This window comes from Enterobacter sp. 03-F-07-AD-ECC (assembly GCF_047530935.1).
Classification (GTDB): domain Bacteria; phylum Pseudomonadota; class Gammaproteobacteria; order Enterobacterales; family Enterobacteriaceae; genus Enterobacter; species Enterobacter cloacae.
Genome location: NZ_JBLKBZ010000016.1, coordinates 23363 through 42847 on the forward strand (window position 1 = coordinate 23363; position 19485 = coordinate 42847).

19 protein-coding genes and 2 pseudogenes are annotated in these 19485 nt (G+C 54.6%); 11 read left to right on the forward strand and 10 right to left on the reverse strand.

The window, feature by feature from the left end:
- Positions 1–51: 51 nt before the first annotated feature.
- The 10 genes from atpG (at position 52) to phoU (ending at position 11245) form a co-directional block, all read left to right on the forward strand.
- Positions 52–915 (forward strand): F0F1 ATP synthase subunit gamma, encoded by an 864-nt coding sequence (gene atpG / locus ACMWKA_RS19160; RefSeq protein ID WP_003862364.1) that lies wholly within the window; start codon positions 52–54, stop codon positions 913–915.
- Between the two features lie 31 nt (positions 916–946).
- Positions 947–2329: a F0F1 ATP synthase subunit beta gene (atpD, locus tag ACMWKA_RS19165; RefSeq protein ID WP_003862362.1), complete on the forward strand. Its 1383-nt coding sequence runs from the start codon at positions 947–949 to the stop codon at positions 2327–2329.
- Between the two features lie 20 nt (positions 2330–2349).
- Positions 2350–2769, forward strand: coding sequence for a F0F1 ATP synthase subunit epsilon (locus tag ACMWKA_RS19170; protein ID WP_006177560.1), 420 nt, complete (start codon positions 2350–2352; stop codon positions 2767–2769).
- A gap of 137 nt (positions 2770–2906) precedes the next feature.
- The gene (gene glmU, locus ACMWKA_RS19175) at positions 2907–4277 is read left to right on the forward strand and encodes a bifunctional UDP-N-acetylglucosamine diphosphorylase/glucosamine-1-phosphate N-acetyltransferase GlmU (RefSeq protein ID WP_045293067.1); all 1371 of its coding nucleotides are present in this window, start codon (positions 2907–2909) and stop codon (positions 4275–4277) included.
- Positions 4278–4514: 237 nt separating this feature from the next.
- The gene (gene glmS, locus ACMWKA_RS19180; RefSeq protein WP_020690250.1) at positions 4515–6344 is read left to right on the forward strand and encodes a glutamine--fructose-6-phosphate transaminase (isomerizing); all 1830 of its coding nucleotides are present in this window, start codon (positions 4515–4517) and stop codon (positions 6342–6344) included.
- Between the two features lie 322 nt (positions 6345–6666).
- Complete coding sequence (gene pstS / locus ACMWKA_RS19185; RefSeq protein ID WP_013099410.1) at positions 6667–7707, forward strand: phosphate ABC transporter substrate-binding protein PstS; 1041 nt, start codon at positions 6667–6669, stop codon at positions 7705–7707.
- A 127-nt stretch (positions 7708–7834) separates the two neighbouring features.
- On the forward strand, positions 7835–8794 hold the full coding sequence (pstC, locus tag ACMWKA_RS19190) for a phosphate ABC transporter permease PstC (RefSeq protein ID WP_013099411.1): 960 nt from the start codon (positions 7835–7837) through the stop codon (positions 8792–8794).
- On the forward strand, positions 8794–9684 hold the full coding sequence (gene pstA, locus ACMWKA_RS19195) for a phosphate ABC transporter permease PstA (RefSeq protein ID WP_020690249.1): 891 nt from the start codon (positions 8794–8796) through the stop codon (positions 9682–9684). The genes pstC and pstA overlap by 1 nt, the downstream gene beginning before the upstream one ends.
- A gap of 47 nt (positions 9685–9731) precedes the next feature.
- Positions 9732–10505 (forward strand): phosphate ABC transporter ATP-binding protein PstB, encoded by a 774-nt coding sequence (gene pstB / locus ACMWKA_RS19200; protein ID WP_008500183.1) that lies wholly within the window; start codon positions 9732–9734, stop codon positions 10503–10505.
- A 14-nt stretch (positions 10506–10519) separates the two neighbouring features.
- Positions 10520–11245 (forward strand): phosphate signaling complex protein PhoU, encoded by a 726-nt coding sequence (gene phoU, locus ACMWKA_RS19205; RefSeq protein ID WP_008500182.1) that lies wholly within the window; start codon positions 10520–10522, stop codon positions 11243–11245.
- Between the two features lie 50 nt (positions 11246–11295).
- Here phoU and yieH read toward each other — a convergent pair whose 3' ends face one another.
- Positions 11296–11961, reverse strand: a complete 666-nt coding sequence (yieH, locus tag ACMWKA_RS19210) for a 6-phosphogluconate phosphatase (protein ID WP_414760518.1) — start codon at positions 11959–11961, stop codon at positions 11296–11298.
- A 165-nt stretch (positions 11962–12126) separates the two neighbouring features.
- Between yieH and adeP the strand changes: the two genes are divergently transcribed.
- Complete coding sequence (gene adeP, locus ACMWKA_RS19215) at positions 12127–13464, forward strand: adenine permease AdeP (protein ID WP_023621401.1); 1338 nt, start codon at positions 12127–12129, stop codon at positions 13462–13464.
- 61 nt (positions 13465–13525) lie between these two features.
- On the opposite strand, the gene ACMWKA_RS19220 is transcribed toward adeP, so the two are convergent.
- The 9 genes and pseudogenes from ACMWKA_RS19220 to rpmH all read right to left on the reverse strand — a co-directional run bounded on the left by ACMWKA_RS19220 (position 13526) and on the right by rpmH (position 19249).
- Positions 13526–14092, reverse strand: coding sequence for an NADPH-dependent FMN reductase (locus tag ACMWKA_RS19220; RefSeq protein WP_013099415.1), 567 nt, complete (start codon positions 14090–14092; stop codon positions 13526–13528).
- 36 nt (positions 14093–14128) lie between these two features.
- On the reverse strand, positions 14129–14875 hold the full coding sequence (locus ACMWKA_RS19225; RefSeq protein WP_013099416.1) for a 4'-phosphopantetheinyl transferase family protein: 747 nt from the start codon (positions 14873–14875) through the stop codon (positions 14129–14131).
- A gap of 149 nt (positions 14876–15024) precedes the next feature.
- Positions 15025–15105 (reverse strand): annotated as a pseudogene (locus ACMWKA_RS19230) (hypothetical protein); the annotation flags it as partial.
- 60 nt (positions 15106–15165) lie between these two features.
- Positions 15166–15333 (reverse strand): annotated as a pseudogene (locus ACMWKA_RS19235) (multidrug transporter subunit MdtL); the annotation flags it as partial.
- 98 nt (positions 15334–15431) lie between these two features.
- Complete coding sequence (gene mnmE, locus ACMWKA_RS19240; RefSeq protein ID WP_020685446.1) at positions 15432–16796, reverse strand: tRNA uridine-5-carboxymethylaminomethyl(34) synthesis GTPase MnmE; 1365 nt, start codon at positions 16794–16796, stop codon at positions 15432–15434.
- A 72-nt stretch (positions 16797–16868) separates the two neighbouring features.
- Positions 16869–18509 (reverse strand): membrane protein insertase YidC, encoded by a 1641-nt coding sequence (gene yidC / locus ACMWKA_RS19245; RefSeq protein WP_020685445.1) that lies wholly within the window; start codon positions 18507–18509, stop codon positions 16869–16871.
- A gap of 2 nt (positions 18510–18511) precedes the next feature.
- Positions 18512–18769 (reverse strand): membrane protein insertion efficiency factor YidD, encoded by a 258-nt coding sequence (yidD, locus tag ACMWKA_RS19250; RefSeq protein WP_001307474.1) that lies wholly within the window; start codon positions 18767–18769, stop codon positions 18512–18514.
- Complete coding sequence (gene rnpA, locus ACMWKA_RS19255; protein ID WP_028028049.1) at positions 18733–19092, reverse strand: ribonuclease P protein component; 360 nt, start codon at positions 19090–19092, stop codon at positions 18733–18735. Before rnpA ends, yidD begins: the two co-directional genes overlap by 37 nt.
- Positions 19093–19108: 16 nt before the next feature.
- The gene (rpmH, locus tag ACMWKA_RS19260) at positions 19109–19249 is read right to left on the reverse strand and encodes a 50S ribosomal protein L34 (protein ID WP_000831330.1); all 141 of its coding nucleotides are present in this window, start codon (positions 19247–19249) and stop codon (positions 19109–19111) included.
- Positions 19250–19485: the final 236 nt, after the last annotated feature.

Genomic DNA, 19485 nt, shown 5'->3' on the forward strand with positions numbered 1-19485 from the left:
TCGTCCGGCGGCTGGTCTCAGCACAAGCCGCCTGGCATTGAGGAGAAGCTCATGGCCGGCGCAAAAGAGATACGTAGTAAGATCGCAAGCGTCCAGAACACGCAAAAGATCACTAAAGCGATGGAGATGGTCGCCGCTTCCAAAATGCGTAAATCGCAGGATCGCATGGCGGCCAGCCGTCCTTATGCAGAAACCATGCGCAAAGTGATTGGTCACCTTGCAAACGGTAATCTGGAATATAAGCACCCTTACCTGGAAGAACGCGACGTTAAGCGCGTGGGCTACCTGGTGGTGTCGACCGACCGTGGTCTGTGTGGCGGCTTGAACATTAACCTGTTCAAAAAACTGCTGGCGGATATGAAAGGCTGGTCCGATAAAGGCGTTCAGTGCGACCTCGCATTGATCGGCTCTAAAGGCGTCTCTTTCTTTAACTCCGTTGGTGGCAACATTGTCGCTCAGGTGACCGGTATGGGTGATAACCCGTCCCTGTCCGAACTGATCGGCCCGGTTAAAGTGATGTTGCAGGCCTATGATGAAGGCCGTCTGGACAGACTGTACGTTGTCAGCAACAAATTTATTAACACCATGTCTCAGGTGCCAACGCTCACTCAGATGCTGCCTTTACCGGCTTCAGAAGATGACGAGCTGAAACAGAAAGCCTGGGATTACCTGTATGAACCCGATCCGAAACCGCTGCTGGATACCCTGCTGCGTCGTTACGTTGAATCTCAGGTTTATCAGGGCGTTGTAGAAAACCTGGCCAGCGAGCAGGCCGCACGAATGGTGGCGATGAAAGCCGCGACCGATAATGGCGGCAGCCTGATTAAAGAGCTGCAGTTGGTTTACAACAAAGCTCGTCAGGCCAGCATTACTCAGGAACTCACCGAGATCGTCTCGGGGGCCGCCGCGGTTTAACCAGGTTTACGAATTACGTAGAGGATTCAAGATGGCTACTGGAAAGATTGTCCAGGTAATCGGCGCCGTGGTGGACGTCGAGTTCCCTCAGGACGCCGTACCACGCGTGTACGACGCGCTTGAGGTACAGAATGGTAACGAGAGCCTGGTGCTGGAAGTTCAGCAGCAGCTCGGCGGCGGTATCGTGCGTACCATCGCGATGGGTTCTTCCGACGGTCTGCGTCGTGGTCTGGAAGTTAAAGACCTTGAGCACCCGATCGAAGTCCCGGTAGGTAAAGCAACACTGGGTCGTATCATGAACGTATTGGGTCAGCCAATCGACATGAAAGGCGACATCGGTGAAGAAGAGCGTTGGGCTATCCACCGCGCGGCACCTTCCTACGAAGAGCTGTCCAGCTCTCAGGAACTGCTGGAAACCGGTATCAAAGTTATCGACCTGATGTGTCCGTTTGCGAAGGGCGGTAAAGTTGGTCTGTTCGGTGGTGCGGGTGTAGGTAAAACCGTAAACATGATGGAGCTGATCCGTAACATCGCGATCGAGCACTCCGGTTACTCCGTATTTGCGGGCGTAGGTGAACGTACTCGTGAGGGTAACGACTTCTACCACGAAATGACCGACTCCAACGTTCTGGACAAAGTATCCCTGGTTTACGGCCAGATGAACGAGCCACCAGGAAACCGTCTGCGCGTTGCGCTGACTGGTCTGACGATGGCAGAGAAGTTCCGTGACGAAGGCCGTGACGTTCTGCTGTTCGTTGATAACATCTACCGTTACACCCTGGCCGGTACGGAAGTATCTGCACTGCTGGGTCGTATGCCTTCAGCGGTAGGTTATCAGCCTACGCTGGCGGAAGAGATGGGTGTTCTTCAGGAACGTATCACCTCTACCAAAACCGGTTCTATCACCTCCGTTCAGGCGGTATACGTACCTGCGGATGACTTGACTGACCCATCACCAGCAACCACCTTTGCGCACTTAGATGCAACCGTGGTACTGAGCCGTCAGATCGCGTCTCTGGGTATCTACCCGGCCGTTGACCCGCTGGACTCCACCAGCCGTCAGCTGGATCCACTGGTTGTTGGTCAGGAACACTACGACACCGCGCGTGGCGTACAGTCCCTGCTGCAGCGTTACCAGGAACTGAAAGACATCATCGCCATCCTGGGTATGGATGAACTGTCTGAAGAAGACAAACTGGTGGTAGCACGTGCGCGTAAGATCCAGCGCTTCCTGTCCCAGCCGTTCTTCGTTGCGGAAGTATTCACCGGTTCTCCAGGTAAATACGTTTCCCTGAAAGACACCATCCGTGGCTTTAAAGGCATCATGGAAGGCGAATACGATCACCTGCCAGAGCAGGCGTTCTACATGGTTGGTTCCATCGAAGAAGCTGTGGAAAAAGCCAAAAAACTTTAACGCCTTAATCGGAGGGTGATATGGCAATGACTTACCACCTGGACGTCGTCAGCGCAGAGCAACAAATGTTCTCTGGTCTGGTCGAGAAAATCCAGGTAACGGGTAGTGAAGGTGAACTGGGTATCTTCCCGGGTCACGCACCGCTGCTCACCGCCATTAAGCCTGGTATGATCCGCATCGTTAAACAGTTCGGTCACGAAGAGTTTATCTATCTGTCCGGCGGCATTCTTGAAGTGCAGCCTGGCAGTGTGACCGTTCTGGCCGATACCGCTATTCGTGGCCAGGATCTCGACGAAGCGCGAGCCCTGGAATCGAAGCGTAAGGCTGAAGAGCACATTAGCAGCTCTCATGGTGACGTGGATTACGCTCAGGCGTCTGCGGAGCTGGCCAAAGCGATCGCCAAACTGCGCGTTATCGAGTTGACCAAAAAAGCGATGTAACACCGGCTTGAAAAGCACAAAAGCCAGTCTGGATACCAGGCTGGCTTTTTTTTCGTCCTTAATTCATGACGAAAAAGATGTAGAATTTTAAGCACCAAACGTTTTTACTTCTCACTCAAACTACCGTCAGGATGCGTATGTCAAACAGTGCGATGAGCGTGGTGATCCTTGCCGCAGGCAAAGGTACCCGCATGTATTCCGATCTGCCTAAAGTGCTTCATACACTGGCAGGAAAGCCAATGGTGCAGCATGTTATTGATGCAGCAAATGAATTGGGCGCTCGCCAGGTTCACCTGGTCTATGGCCACGGCGGCGATCTGCTTAAAAAAACGCTGAGCGATGACAAGCTCAACTGGGTGCTTCAGGCTGAACAGCTGGGAACCGGCCACGCAATGCAGCAGGCAGCACCGTTCTTTGCCGATGACGAAGACATTCTGATGCTCTACGGCGATGTTCCGCTGATCTCCATCGACACATTGACTCGCCTGCGTGAAGCCAAACCGCAGGGCGGTATCGGTTTATTAACCGTCGTGCTGGACGATCCGACCGGCTACGGCCGCATCACCCGTGAAAACGGCAACGTCACGGGTATCGTTGAACATAAAGACGCCAGCGAAGCACAGCGCCAGATTCAGGAGATCAACACCGGTATCCTGATGGCTAACGGCGCGGACATGAAGCGCTGGCTGTCTAAGCTCAACAACAACAACGCGCAGGGTGAATACTACATCACCGACATCATTGCGATGGCGTACCAGGAAGGGCGTGAGATTGCGGCGGTTCACCCGGCGCGTATCAGCGAAACCGAAGGGGTGAATAACCGCCTTCAGCTTTCCCGTCTGGAGCGTGTTTATCAGTCCGAACAGGCCGAAAAACTGCTGCTGGCCGGCGTGATGTTGCGCGATCCGGCGCGTTTCGATCTGCGTGGAACGTTAACGCACGGGCGCGACGTTGAAATTGATACTAACGTTATCCTGGAAGGTAACGTCACGCTGGGTAACCGCGTCAAAATTGGTGCGGGCTGTGTGATCAAAAACAGCATCATCGGTGATGATTGCGAAATTAGCCCATACAGCGTGGTGGAAGATGCCCGTCTTGACGCAGCGTGCACTATTGGGCCGTTCGCGCGTCTGCGCCCGGGGGCTGAGCTGCTGGAAGGCTCACATGTTGGAAACTTCGTTGAGATGAAAAAAGCGCGTCTGGGTAAAGGCTCTAAAGCCGGTCATTTGACCTATCTGGGCGATGCGGAAATTGGCGACAACGTGAATATTGGCGCAGGAACGATTACCTGCAACTATGACGGCGCGAATAAGTTTAAAACCATCATCGGTGATGATGTGTTTGTCGGCTCCGACACTCAGCTGGTGGCGCCTGTTACCGTGGGTAACGGTGTAACGATTGCCGCCGGGACAACCGTTACGCGCGATATCGCCGATAACGAACTGGTATTAAGCCGTGTGCCGCAGGTGCACAAGCAGGGCTGGAAACGCCCTGTGAAGAAGAAGTAACGGATTTACCCCTCACCCTAACCCTCTCCCCAAAGGGAGAGGGGATCGTTCGGTGCGGTGTTTTTCTCCCTCGCCCCTTTGGGGAGAGGGCCGGGGTGAGGGGATAATATAATCCTCCCCCCACAAGCAGTACCCATAACAATAACCCCACTCTCTACAAGGCTCGGGGCGCCCGGAAAGGGCAAATACAGGTCAGCGACAACGCATGGCATAACGCCATAATCAGGAAATCTAACTATGTGTGGAATTGTTGGCGCAGTTGCGCAGCGTGATATTGCTGAAATCCTTCTCGAAGGTTTACGTCGTCTGGAATACCGTGGCTACGACTCTGCCGGTCTGGCAGTGGTGGATGCAGAAGGTCATATGACCCGTCTGCGTCGCCTCGGTAAAGTGCAGATGCTGGCCCAGGCCGCGGAAGAACACCCGCTGCACGGTGGTACCGGTATTGCGCATACCCGCTGGGCGACACACGGCGAACCGTCTGAAGGCAACGCGCACCCGCATGTGTCTGAACACATCGTGGTCGTGCATAACGGCATTATCGAAAACCACGAACCGCTGCGCGAAGAACTGAAAGCGCGCGGCTATACCTTCGTTTCTGAAACCGATACCGAAGTGATTGCGCACCTGGTGCACTGGGAGCTGGCACAGGGCGGCACGTTACGTGACGCGGTGCTGCGCGCGATCCCACAGCTGCGCGGTGCGTACGGTACGGTGATCATGGACTCCCGCGATCCGTCCACCCTTCTGGCGGCGCGTTCCGGTAGTCCAATGGTTATCGGTATGGGCATGGGCGAAAACTTTATCGCTTCTGACCAACTGGCGCTCCTGCCGGTCACCCGCCGCTTTATCTTCCTGGAAGAGGGTGATATCGCAGAAGTGACTCGCCGCAGCGTGACGGTATTTGATACCAAAGGCGAGCAGGTGAAACGCCCTGAAATTGAATCCAATCTGCAGTACGACGCGGGCGACAAAGGCGCTTACCGTCACTACATGCAGAAAGAGATTTACGAGCAGCCAAACGCCATCAAAAACACCCTGACCGGTCGTATCAGCCACGGTGAAGTGGACCTGAGCGAACTGGGTGCCAACGCAAACGAGCTGCTCAGCAAGGTTGAGCACATTCAGATTGTGGCCTGCGGTACCTCCTACAACTCCGGGATGGTCTCTCGCTACTGGTTTGAGTCGCTGGCTGGCGTGCCGTGCGATGTGGAAATCGCCTCTGAATTCCGCTACCGCAAATCCGCCGTGCGTCGTAACAGCCTGATGATCACCCTTTCTCAGTCTGGCGAAACGGCAGATACCCTGGCGGCGCTGCGTCTCTCTAAAGAGCTGGGTTACCTGGGATCGCTGGCTATCTGTAACGTGCCGGGCTCATCGCTCGTGCGTGAATCCGATCTGGCGCTGATGACCAAAGCGGGCACTGAAATCGGCGTGGCCTCCACCAAAGCGTTTACCACGCAGCTGACGGTTCTGCTGATGCTGGTGGCGAAACTGGCGCGTCTGAAAGGGCTGGATGCTTCTGTTGAGCATGACATCGTTCATGGTCTGCAGGCACTGCCAAGCCGTATTGAGCAGATGCTGTCTCAGGACAAGCGCATTGAAGCCCTGGCTGAAGATTTCTCTGACAAGCACCACGCCCTGTTCCTCGGCCGTGGCGACCAGTACCCCATTGCGCTGGAAGGCGCGCTGAAGCTGAAAGAGATCTCCTACATCCACGCTGAAGCCTACGCGGCAGGCGAGCTGAAACACGGCCCGCTGGCGCTGATTGACGCGGATATGCCAGTTATCGTTGTGGCACCTAACAACGAACTGCTGGAAAAACTGAAGTCCAACATTGAAGAAGTTCGCGCCCGCGGTGGTGTGCTGTACGTCTTCGCTGATAAGGACGCCGGTTTTGCCAGCAGCGACAACATGCACATCATCGAGATGCCGCACGTAGAAGAGGTTATTGCCCCTATCTTCTACACCGTGCCGCTGCAGTTGCTGGCTTACCACGTTGCGCTGATCAAAGGCACCGACGTTGACCAGCCGCGTAACCTGGCGAAATCGGTCACCGTAGAATAATCCCTCCAGGCTCCACCTTCGGGTGGAGCTTTTTTACCCTGCCTGGTTTGTTTTTAATCAACGCATTCGCGTTTTTATTTATGACAATCTGTCATCTTCAGCTACTTTTTTCAGTGTCACATAAAGAAAATATTTCTGAAAAGTTGTTGTCATGATTGTGGCTAACATGATGATAAATCAGGAATCTTTCGCTGGTTTTTAAGCTAAATTTCCATTGTCATAAAACTGTCATAATTCGTACATTTATCTGTCACCTGTTTGTCCTATTTTGCTCATCGTAGCCACTTAAACAATGATTTACGAAATCCTTGCAGGAGACATTATGAAAGTTATGCGTACCACTGTCGCAACTGTTGTCGCCGCGACCTTATCTCTGAGCGCTTTCTCTGTATTCGCAGAAGCAAGCCTGACTGGCGCTGGTGCAACCTTCCCTGCGCCGGTGTATGCCAAATGGGCGGATACCTACCAGAAAGAAACCGGTAACAAGGTTAACTATCAGGGTATCGGCTCCTCCGGTGGCGTGAAACAAATTACCGCAAACACCGTTGATTTCGGCGCATCCGACGCTCCGCTGTCTGATGACAAACTGGCTCAGGAAGGCCTGTTCCAGTTCCCGACCGTAATCGGTGGTGTAGTTCTGGCGATCAACCTGCCGGGCGTGAAGTCGGGTGAGCTGGTGCTGGACGGCAAAACCCTGGGTGATATCTACCTGGGCAAAATCAAAAAATGGGATGACGAAGCCATCGCTAAGCTCAACCCTGGCCTGAAGCTGCCTTCTCAGAACATCGCCGTGGTTCGCCGCGCGGATGGTTCTGGTACCTCTTTCGTCTTCACCAGCTACCTGGCGAAGGTGAACGAAGAGTGGAAATCTAAAGTCGGTTCCGGCTCTACCGTTAACTGGCCAACCGGTCTGGGCGGTAAAGGGAACGACGGTATCGCCGCGTTCGTACAGCGTCTGCCAGGTTCTATCGGTTACGTAGAATATGCGTACGCCAAGCAGAACAACCTGTCCTACACCAAACTGGTTTCTGCTGATGGCAAACCTGTCAGCCCGACTGAAGAGAACTTTGCCAACGCTGCAAAAGGCGCTGACTGGAGCAAATCCTTCGCTCAGGACCTGACTAATCAGAAAGGTGAAGACGCGTGGCCAATCACCTCTACCACCTTCATTCTGGTTCACAAAGAGCAGAAGAAACCTGAGCAGGGTGCAGAAGTGCTGAAGTTCTTCGACTGGGCATACAAAAACGGCGGCAAACAGGCTAATGACCTGGATTATGCCAGCCTGCCAGACAGCGTGGTTGAGCAGATTCGTGCTGCATGGAAAACCAACGTGAAAGACAGCAGCGGTAAAGCGCTGTACTAACAGGATATATTTAACGAAGATGGCGGGTGGCGCTACGCTTACCCGCCCTACGGTTAACGCTGTAGGCCCGGTAAGCGTCAGCGCCACCGGGCATATTCGTAAAACGTCTCAAACAGAAGAGTAATTTATGGCTGCAACCAAGCCTGCATTTAACCCTCCGGGTAAAAAAGGTGACATGATTTTCAGCGCGCTGGTGAAACTGGCTGCGCTGATTGTGCTATTGCTGCTGGGCGGCATTATCGTGTCTCTGATTTTCTCCTCCTGGCCGAGCATTCAGAAATTCGGTTTCTCCTTCCTGTGGACCAAAGAGTGGGACGCGCCGAATGATATCTACGGTGCGCTGGTGCCGATTTACGGCACGCTGGTTACCTCTTTTATCGCCCTGCTGATTGCAGTTCCGGTAAGCTTTGGTATCGCCCTGTTCCTGACGGAACTGGCTCCGGGCTGGCTGCGACGTCCGCTGGGTATCGCCATTGAACTGCTGGCGGCCATTCCAAGTATCGTGTACGGCATGTGGGGTCTGTTTATCTTTGCGCCACTGTTTGCCACGTATTTCCAGGAGCCGGTGGGTAATGTTCTTTCCGCTATTCCGTTTGTGGGGGCGCTGTTCTCCGGCCCGGCATTCGGTATCGGTATTCTGGCGGCTGGTGTGATCCTCGCCATCATGATTATTCCGTACATTGCGGCAGTTATGCGTGATGTGTTCGAACAAACCCCGGTGATGATGAAAGAGTCGGCTTACGGCATTGGCTGCACCACCTGGGAAGTGATCTGGCGTATCGTTCTTCCGTTCACCAAAAATGGGGTGATCGGGGGCGTGATGCTGGGCTTAGGGCGTGCGTTGGGTGAGACCATGGCGGTGACCTTTATCATCGGTAACACCTACCAGCTCGACAGTGCCTCGCTCTATATGCCGGGTAACAGTATTACCTCCGCACTGGCGAACGAATTCGCCGAAGCGGAATCCGGGCTGCACGTGGCGGCGCTGATGGAGCTGGGTCTGATCCTGTTCGTGATTACCTTCATCGTACTGGCGATCTCCAAGCTGATGATCCTGCGTCTCGCGAAAAATGAGGGGGCACGCTAATGGCAACTCTCGAAATGCAAAGCACTGCTCAGCTTGCGGAATCCCGCCGCAAAATGCAGGCGAAGCGTCGTTTCAAAAACCGTATCGCGCTGACGCTCTCGATGGCAACGATGGCATTCGGTCTGTTCTGGCTGATCTGGATCCTCTTCTCTACCGTGGTTCGCGGTATCGACGGCATGTCTCTGGCGCTGTTCACCGAAATGACGCCGCCGCCGAACACGGCGGGTGGTGGACTGGCGAACGCCCTGGCAGGCAGCGGATTGCTGATCCTGTGGGCGACGGTATTCGGTACGCCGCTTGGCATCATGGCGGGTATCTATCTGGCGGAATATGGCCGTAAATCCTGGCTCGCAGAAGTGATTCGTTTCATTAACGACATTCTGCTCTCTGCGCCGTCTATTGTGGTGGGTCTGTTTGTTTACACCATTGTTGTGGCACAAATGGAACACTTCTCCGGCTGGGCGGGTGTGATTGCGCTGGCGCTGCTGCAGGTGCCTATCGTCATTCGTACCACCGAGAACATGCTCAAACTGGTGCCGGACAGTCTGCGTGAAGCGGCGTATGCGCTGGGTACACCAAAGTGGAAAATGATCTCCGCGATTACGCTTAAAGCCTCTGTCTCCGGGATCATGACCGGTATTCTGCTGGCCATTGCCCGTATCGCGGGTGAAACGGCACCGCTGCTGTTTACCGCCCTCTCCAACCAGTTCTGGAGCACGGACATGATGCAGCCGATCGCCAACCTGCCGGTGACGATCTTTAAATTTGCGATGAGCCCATTCGCGGAATGGCAGCAGCTGGCCTGGGCCGGGGTGCTGATCATCACCCTTTGCGTACTGTTGCTGAACATTCTGGCGCGCGTCATTTTCGCGAAGAAGAAACACGGTTAAATTTTTACGGCGCGGCAGCTCGCGGCGCCGAATGAGGAAATGAGTCAATGAGTATGGTTGATACTGCCCCGGGTAAGATTCAGGTTCGTGATTTGAACTTCTACTACGGCAAATTCCATGCCCTGAAGAATATCAACCTGGATATCGCGAAGAACCAGGTAACGGCATTCATCGGTCCGTCCGGCTGTGGTAAATCCACGCTGCTGCGCACCTTTAACAAAATGTACTCGCTCTATCCAGAGCAGCGTGCCGAAGGCGAAATCATCCTGGACGGTGAAAACATTCTGACCCAGGCTCAGGATATCGCCCTGCTGCGCGCGAAAGTGGGCATGGTTTTCCAGAAACCGACGCCGTTCCCGATGTCGATATACGACAACATCGCGTTTGGTGTACGCCTGTTTGAAAAGCTCTCCCGTGCCGATATGGACGAGCGCGTGCAGTGGGCGTTGACCAAGGCCGCATTATGGAACGAAACCAAAGATAAGTTGCACCAGAGCGGTTACTCTCTCTCCGGCGGGCAGCAGCAGCGTCTGTGCATTGCGCGTGGAATCGCGATCCGCCCGGAAGTGTTGCTGCTGGATGAGCCATGTTCAGCGCTGGACCCGATCTCAACCGGTCGTATCGAAGAGCTGATCACCGAGCTGAAGCAGGATTACACCGTGGTTATCGTGACCCACAACATGCAGCAGGCTGCGCGTTGCTCCGACCACACGGCATTTATGTACCTGGGCGAGTTGATTGAGTTCAGTAACACGGACGATCTGTTCACCAAGCCCGCTAAAAAGCAAACAGAAGACTATATCACCGGTCGTTACGGTTGATTCAGGAGCGCGCTATGGACAATCTCAATCTTAATAAACACATTTCCGGCCAGTTCAATGCAGAGCTGGAAAGTATTCGCACTCAGGTCATGACCATGGGTGGCATGGTCGAGCAACAGCTTTCTGATGCGATTACGGCGATGCATAACCAGGACAGCGAACTGGCGAAGCGCGTTATCGAAGGCGATAAAAACGTCAACATGATGGAAGTGGCGATTGACGAAGCGTGTGTGCGCATCATCGCCAAGCGTCAGCCGACGGCGAGCGATCTGCGTCTGGTGATGGCCATCATCAAAACCATCGCCGAGCTGGAACGTATCGGTGACGTTGCGGATAAAATCTGCCGCACCGCGCTGGAGAAATTCTCTCAGCAGCATCAGCCGCTGCTGGTGAGCCTGGAGTCGCTGGGCCGCCACACGGTGCAGATGCTGCACGACGTGCTGGATGCCTTTGCGCGTATGGATCTGGATGAAGCGGTACGTATCTACCGTGAAGACAAGAAAGTCGACCAGGAGTATGAAGGCATCGTGCGCCAGCTGATGACCTACATGATGGAAGATTCACGTACGATCCCAAGCGTACTGACCGCCCTGTTCTGCGCGCGCTCTATCGAGCGTATCGGCGACCGCTGCCAGAACATTTGCGAATACATTTTCTACTTCGTGAAAGGTCAGGACTTCCGTCACGTGGGCGGCGACGAACTGGACAAGCTGCTGGCGGGTAAAGATCCGAAAGAGTAATCGGTGGTTAAAATGCCCGGTGGCGCTGCGCTTACCGGGCCTACAAAAACCTATCGTGTAATATTCCACCCGCGCGCCTTCCACAATTCCGGCAACTGCGCCAGATCGGTAAAGGTCGTCACTTTTGGATGATCGATCGGCTTGTTGTGCGGGTCGGCACAGAAATAAAACACTTCCATTCCTGCATCAATGCCCGACTGCGCGCCCGCGGACGAGTCATCCACCAGAATACAGTTCTCTACGTTGACGTTCATTGCGTTTGCCGCATGGAACATCAGCGCAGGATCTGGCTTCCAGCGTTGAATATCGTAGCCGCTGAACAATTTTTCCGGGAAGTGGTGCAGCATCTCAAGCTTACCCAGCGAGTGCTGCATTTTGCTGACCGGTCCGTTAGACACCACGCAGATTGGTACCGTCATGGCATCCAGCAGCGCGTTTGCGCCAGCAATGACCTCCAGCTCAGAATCGAACAGGCGTGCGACCTCGGCGCGGTACACCGGTTCCAGATCCGTTTTTGCCAGATCCACACCGTGTTCGGCGTTAATGATGTCGATGATCTCGTACAGCTTCACGCCCTTAAAGCGTTTGAACACCTCGTCGAGATCGAGCGTAATACCAAATTCCTGGAATATGGCGACATACGCGCGGGAACAAATGACCTCACTGTCGACCAGCGTACCGTCGCAGTCGAAAAATACCGCTTCAATTCCGGACATGCCTTTCCCTTTTTACAAGTTTAACGTTTACGTACTGCAGTTCAACGAGACGCAATCGTTGCCGTATAAGCAAAATCAATGAAAAAAGTATCTCGTAACCGCCACTATTGTCGCATTTTGGTATAGGATAGCGACGAATTTTCCCTCCTTGTTCGGAAATTGATGATGAGTCAACAACACACAACCCAGACATCGGGTCAGGGTCTGCTTGAGCGCGTGTTTAAACTGCGCGAGCACGGCACAACGGCACGCACCGAAGTGATCGCCGGTTTTACCACCTTCCTGACGATGGTCTATATCGTTTTTGTTAACCCACAAATTCTGGGCGTTGCTGGCATGGATACCAGCGCCGTCTTCGTGACTACCTGCCTGATCGCTGCACTTGGCAGCATTCTGATGGGCGTGTTTGCTAACCTGCCGGTCGCACTGGCTCCGGCGATGGGGCTTAACGCATTCTTTGCATTCGTGGTGGTTCAGGCGATGGGGCTGCCGTGGCAAGTCGGCATGGGCGCTATCTTCTGGGGCGCGGTTGGTCTGCTGCTGCTGACTATTTTCCGCGTGCGTTACTGGATGATTGCTAACATTCCTGTCAGCCTGCGCGTGGGTATCACCAGCGGTATCGGTCTGTTCATCGGTATGATGGGGCTGAAAAATGCCGGTGTTATCGTCGCTAACCCGGAGACGCTGGTCAGCATCGGTCACCTGACCTCCCATAACGTGCTGCTGGGCGTGCTGGGCTTCTTTATCATCGCGATCCTCGCTTCCCGCAATATTCATGCGGCGGTGCTGGTGTCCATCGTAGTGACCACCCTGCTGGGCTGGATGCTGGGTGACGTTCACTATAACGGCATTGTCTCCGCACCACCGAGCGTCTCTACCGTTATTGGTCATGTTGATCTGGCGGGTTCCCTGAATCTGGGCCTGGCGGGGGTGATTTTCTCCTTTATGCTGGTGAACCTGTTTGACTCGTCCGGCACGCTGATTGGCGTGACCGACAAAGCGGGCCTGGCGGATGAGAAAGGTAAATTCCCGCGCATGAAGCAGGCGCTGTTTGTGGACAGCATCTCCTCTGTCAGCGGTGCTTTTATCGGGACCTCTTCTGTTACCGCTTACATTGAGTCCTCTTCCGGTGTCTCCGTAGGGGGCCGTACCGGTCTGACCGCGGTAGTGGTGGGTATTCTGTTCCTGCTGGTGATCTTCCTTTCTCCACTGGCTGGCATGGTTCCACCGTATGCGGCTGCCGGTGCGCTGATTTATGTGGGGGTACTGATGACCTCCAGCCTGTCGCGCGTGAAGTGGGATGATTTAACCGAAGCGGTACCGGCGTTTATTACCGCGGTAATGATGCCGTTCAGCTTCTCTATTACTGAAGGTATCGCGCTGGGCTTTATCTCTTACTGCGTGATGAAGATTGGCACCGGTCGTTTCCGCGACCTCAGCCCGTGCGTCATCATTGTGGCGCTGCTGTTTGTGCTGAAGATTGTGTTTATCGACGCCAAATAAACATGTTTGCACCCTCTCCCGTGGGAGAGGGCTGGGGTGAGGGCATCAGCCCGCACCTCACTTAAGCCTTCACCCTCTTGATATAATCCCCAAACGCCGTCAGTTGGCCAGAGAGATGGTCACGCGTGCTCTGATCCACCACTTCACCCGTCTGCGGGTCGACCTTATTCTGAATCACTCCACCCATAAATTCCGGCTTGTTCATGACCATTGCATCCAGGAATACCAGGATCTGACGCAGGTGATACTGGCAGCGCGCACCGCCAATGGCACCCATTGAACTGGTCTGAATCAGCACCGGCTTACCGGAAAGCGGCTGCTCCGGCAGGCGGGATAGCCAGTCAATTGCGTTTTTCAGACCACCCGGAACCGAGTAGTTATACTCTGGCGTCACAATCACCACCCCGTCAGCCTGGCGAATCTGCTCGGCCAGCGCTTCGACGCTCTGCGGAAAGCCTTCTTCCTGCTGCACGTCCGCATCGTAAAGGGGAATGTCACCAATGGACGGCAGGGCGCTAATCTCCATACCCGCCGGAGCCAACTGTGGCAGCGTACGGGCAACCATCCCGTTAAATGAACCTTTGCGCAGGCTTCCCAGTAATGTTACGACTTTCAACGTTTCAGACATGATTACTCCTGTTTCATCATGATGACCCTGAACGGATCAGCTAAGGGTATATGCTTTTTCTGCCGGTAAACTGGTTAATCTCATCAGGCGCGCGGCGGGCTCGTTGGCACGTTCGGGCACATCCGGAAGGCTACTCCATCCCTGTTTACTGTCAAATTCCCAGATTTTCAGCCGTTCAATGGCAGGTGTGACTGCTACAGACCAGATCAGTACATCCTCAACATCGCTGAGCGCTTCTACCAGCGCGGCTTGCGTGGAGCGCAGGCGTCCGGAGCCCGGCAGGAGTTGCAGCTGACTGGCATCGTCTGACGCGCAACCACAGAGCTTACGAATGCTCTGACGCAAGGTGATAAGCTGAGCCCGGGCTTCAGTGGGATCGTTCTGGTTGCGCACCCATAGCTGTTCATTGCTGGAGAGCGGGTAATCATCATGCGGGCTGGCGCCGTGAAAACCGCGTGTCGCGCGCTGAAGCTCCATATCCAGCCCGCAATCGCCTTCGGTGGTGAGTGCCACGCCAATAATATTGCCCGTATAGGCAATGGAGAAACGCGGCAGCTCCGGGTCGGCAAAGACCGGACGACCTTCAGGTTGGATGATGATGTCCGGCAGCTCACTGGTGCCGTACAGCATAAACAGCAGTTCAGCAAGAAGCGCCCGGGACGCCAAAAAACGCGACCGACGGTGCTCAGGAAGTTTGAGCGCTTCACTGTGACATGCTGAAGAAATTCTGGCCGATACGAGACGACCTTCTGTCAGTATCCCTCTTGCAAAGTGCGTAGCCATTTTTCGCTCCTTGATAATGGTCGTAGTCGGTTAAACGGTTACATCATTATCGCTTAACTCAACTCCTGTTTTAATCAGTAAATGATAGTAAGAAAAGGCTGAGGACCGAACTTTACATTTTCTTAGGCGAAAATTGGATCGCTGACACCCTATAACGCCTTGATGGTCTCGCGTAGCCAGAGGATTTTCGGATTATGGCTGTTCCGTTTATGCCAGATCTGCGTGAAGGGCTGGAGGACCATAAGTAAAAGGATGCAGAGCATGCTACAGCCAATCAGAATCCCGATCAGCATATTGAGCGCAAACGGCGTCAAGAACGAGACCGCCATACTGACCATCGTGGAATACTGCTCGCGATTAAAACCCATGGTTTCCATCAGCAGCACCAGGGAAACGGTTACATAGGTGGGGATCGCCGCCACGCTCAGGGTGGTGATCAATAATCGGCTAATAAAAAACGCTTCAGAAGCTTTTCGGCCGGATGGCTCTCTTTGAGTACGGCAATCGACTGGACAAGGGTGATTTCCTGGGGGAAATCACCCTTCAGTAACGGGGGTCACTTACCAATACAGAAGCTCGAGAAGATCCTCCCAAGCAGATCGTCCGACGTAAACTCCCCGGTGATCTCACTCAGATTCTGCTGCGCCAGGCGCAACTCTTCCGCCAGCAATTCCCCCGCCCATGCGCCAATCAGCTGCGCTTTGCCCTGCTCGAGGTGACGTGCCGCCTCTTCCAGCGCCTGCAGGTGGCGACGCCGCGCCAGGAAGCCGCCTTCCATGCTGGTGTCAAAGCCCATGCTCTGCTTGAGATGGTTACGCAGGTCGTCAACGCCCTCGCCAGTGCGTGCCGAGAGGCGAATCAGTGAGTGACCATTCACATCGCTGATGCCCAGCGTTTCGCCGGTCACGTCCGCTTTGTTACGCACCACGGTGATCGGCAGTTTAGCCGGCAGACGGGCGATAAAGTCCGGCCAGATCTCCGCCGGGTCGACGGCGTCGGTCGTGGTGCCATCCACCATAAACAGCACGCGGTCGGCCTGCTCAATCTCCTGCCAGGCGCGCTCGATACCAATACGCTCCACCTCGTCGCTGGCATCGCGCAGCCCGGCGGTGTCGATGATATGCAACGGCATGCCATCGATGTGAATATGCTCACGCAGCACGTCGCGGGTGGTCCCGGCGATGTCGGTCACGATCGCCGCCTCACGGCCCGCGAGGGCGTTCAGCAGGCTCGATTTCCCGGCGTTTGGACGACCCGCGATGACCACCTTCATCCCTTCACGCAGCAGGCTCCCCTGGCGCGCTTCGGCGCGAACGGCATCGAGATCGGCCATCACATCATTGAGCTGGGCTTCAATTTTACCGTCAGAGAGAAAGTCAATTTCTTCATCCGGGAAGTCAATCGCTGCTTCGACGTAGATCCTGAGGTGAGTAAGTGCTTCCACAAGGTGATTTACACGTGCGGAAAACGCGCCCTGCAACGAGTTCAGGGCGGAGCGGGCCGCCTGTTCAGAGCTGGCGTCGATCAGGTCTGCAATCGCCTCGGCCTGCGCCAGGTCGAGCTTGTCGTTGAGGAAGGCACGTTCGGAGAACTCGCCCGGCTTCGCAATGCGCAGGCCCGGCAGAGTCAGAATACGTTTTAACAGCAGGTCGAGGATGACCGGGCCACCGTGACCCTGCAGCTCCAGCACGTCTTCACCAGTAAATGAGTTTGGGCCGGGGAACCACAGCGCAATGCCCTGGTCCAGTGGGGTACCGTCGCTGTCTTTAAACGGCAGATAATCAGCGTAGCGCGGCTTTGGCAGTTTACCCAGCACCGCTTCAGCGACCTCGCGCGCCTTCAGACCGGAGATACGCAAAATGCCTACACCACCGCGTCCCGGTGGGGTTGCCTGGGCGACGATAGTGTCGTTATGGCTCATGGTTGCTCTCGTTCAATACAAATAAAAAAGGCGGTCAATCGACCGCCCTTATTTTAGCGTTAACTTACCGAATCAGGACTTTTTCTTTTCGCGGCTATGCAGGCCACGTTTTTCCAGACCACGGTAAATCAGCTGCTGCTGGATGATGGTCACCAGGTTGCTGACGATATAGTACAGCACCAGACCTGACGGGAACCACAGGAAGAACACGGTGAAGATGACCGGCATAAAGGTCATGATCTTCTGCTGCATCGGGTCGGTCACGGTGGTCGGAGACATCTTCTGGATGAAGAACATCGTCACGCCCATCAGGATCGGCAGGATGTAGTACGGGTCCTGTGCGGACAGGTCATGGATCCACAGCGCGAACGGCGCATGGCGCAGCTCAACGGAACCCATCAGCATGTAGTACAGCGCAAGGAAGATTGGCATCTGAATCAGCAGCGGGAAGCAGCCACCCAGCGGGTTCACTTTCTCTGCTTTATACAGAGCCATCATCTCCTGGCTCTGACGCTGTTTGTCATCGCCCAGACGCTCGCGCATTGCCTGAATCTTCGGCTGTAGCATACGCATCTTCGCCATGGAGGTGTACTGCGCTTTGGTCAGCGGGTACATGATGCCACGTACGATGAAGGTGATAACGATGATGGAGAAGCCCCAGTTACCCAGGAAGCTGTGGATGAACTTCAGCAGCTTGAACAGCGGCTGAGAGATGAACCACAACCAGCCGTAGTCAACGGTCAGATCCAGGTGCGGTGCAACAGCAGCCATTTTGTCCTGGATTTCCGGGCCGACCCACAGGGTGCTTGCCAGCTTACCGGTTTGACCCGGCTGAACCAGAACCGGCTGAGATTTGTAGCCGATAGCCGCAATACCGTTGCCCAGATTCGCGGTGTAGAAGTTATTGGTACCGTCGTTATTTGGGATCCATGCCGTTGCGAAATACTGCTGCAACATTGCCACCCAACCGCCTTTGGAGCTGACGTTCAGGTTTTCGTTATCGGCAATGGTGTCGAATTTGTATTTCTCATACTTCGCGTCAGGCGTGGAGTATGCCGCGCCACGGAAGGTATGCAGCGCAAAGTTACTGCTTCCGGTGTCACGGTGAGACGGCAGATTGATGGACTGCTTCAGCTGACCAAAGGTCGATACTTCAAGCGGTTTCGCACCGGCATTCTGTACGCTGTAGCCCACGTTCACTGCATATTCACCGCGTTTCAGGGTGAAGGTTTTAGTGAAGGTGTTGCCTGCCGCGTCGGTGTAGGTCATCGGAATAACGAGTTCGTTCTGGCCATCAGCCAGTACAAAGGTGTCGTTTTCGACGTTGTACAGTGGACGCGCACCGTTAGCCGGGTTATCCGGGCCATCACGACCGGTCAGGCCGCTCTGCGCCTGGTAGATAAACTCTGGCGTGGTTTCCAGTAACTGGAACGGCTCGGTAGACTTCAGCTCTTTCGGGTAGGTCAACAGCAGCGCCTGCTCAACATCACCACCACGGGTGTTGATAGTCAGCTCAAGCACATCGGTCTTAACCGTAATCTGTTTCCCCTGGCCACTGGCCGGTACGCCCTGGTCGGCGGCACTCCCCTGGCTGCTCGTTGTCTGCGTGGTCTGCTGCTGGGGTTGAGGATTTTTATCCTGCTCCCATGCCTGCCAGATCATGAAAGACACGAACAACAAAGCGATGATAAGAAGATTGCGTTGCGAATCCATCGTTAGTGTTCTCTGGTATCAAAGGGTCCTGGGGGGACGGGGTCGTCTCCACCTGGGTGTAAAGGGTGGCATTTTAATACGCGTTTCACCGTCAACCAACTGCCTTTTATCACTCCAAACCTGCGCAATGCCTCAATTCCGTAGCTTGAGCATGTTGGCGTGAAACGGCAGTGTGGCCCGAGTAGCGGACTAATCAGGCGTTGATAGACCCGAATGAGGGCTATCAGGACCCGCGAGCCAGGCGACAGTGGCGGCGCCATAATTTTTCCAACGCTTCCGAGAGAGCACGGTTATCGAGGTCGGCAACCCCTTTTTTCGCCACCACCACGAAATCCATAGAAGGCAGTTCGTGCTGACGTAAACGGAAGCTTTCACGCGTCAGACGTTTAATCCGGTTGCGTTCATGCGCACGCTTAACGTTTTTCTTGGCGACAGTAAGACCGATGCGGGGATGCCCCAGCGAATTTTGGCGGCCGAGGATGGTGATTTGCGGCGTGCCAGCCCGTAGTGGCTGCTGGAAGACGAAAGTGAAATGAGCGGGAGTTAACAAACGTAACTCCCTGGGAAATGCTAGCTTAACCACTCAGGGGTTAGCTTTATTACTTGGAAACGGTCAGACGAGCGCGGCCTTTAGCACGACGACGTGCCAGAACCTGACGACCATTTTTAGTAGCCATACGAGCACGGAAGCCGTGAGAACGGTTGCGCTTCAGTACAGACGGTTGAAAAGTGCGTTTCATGGCGATTTCTACCTAAACTTGAATAAATTCACTGACTTTTGCGTATACCCGAACGAGATTCGAACGACTAACGCCTCAGCGTGGGTGATTAAAGAGGCCGGATTGTAATAATTGTACACTCCGGAGTCAATTCTCTTTCCTTATTTCCCGCGTATTTCCGCACGATTTCGCGTGGAAAATGAGCAACGGACGACGCAGGAAGAAGAGCATCACGCGCCGGGTCGAGGATTATACGG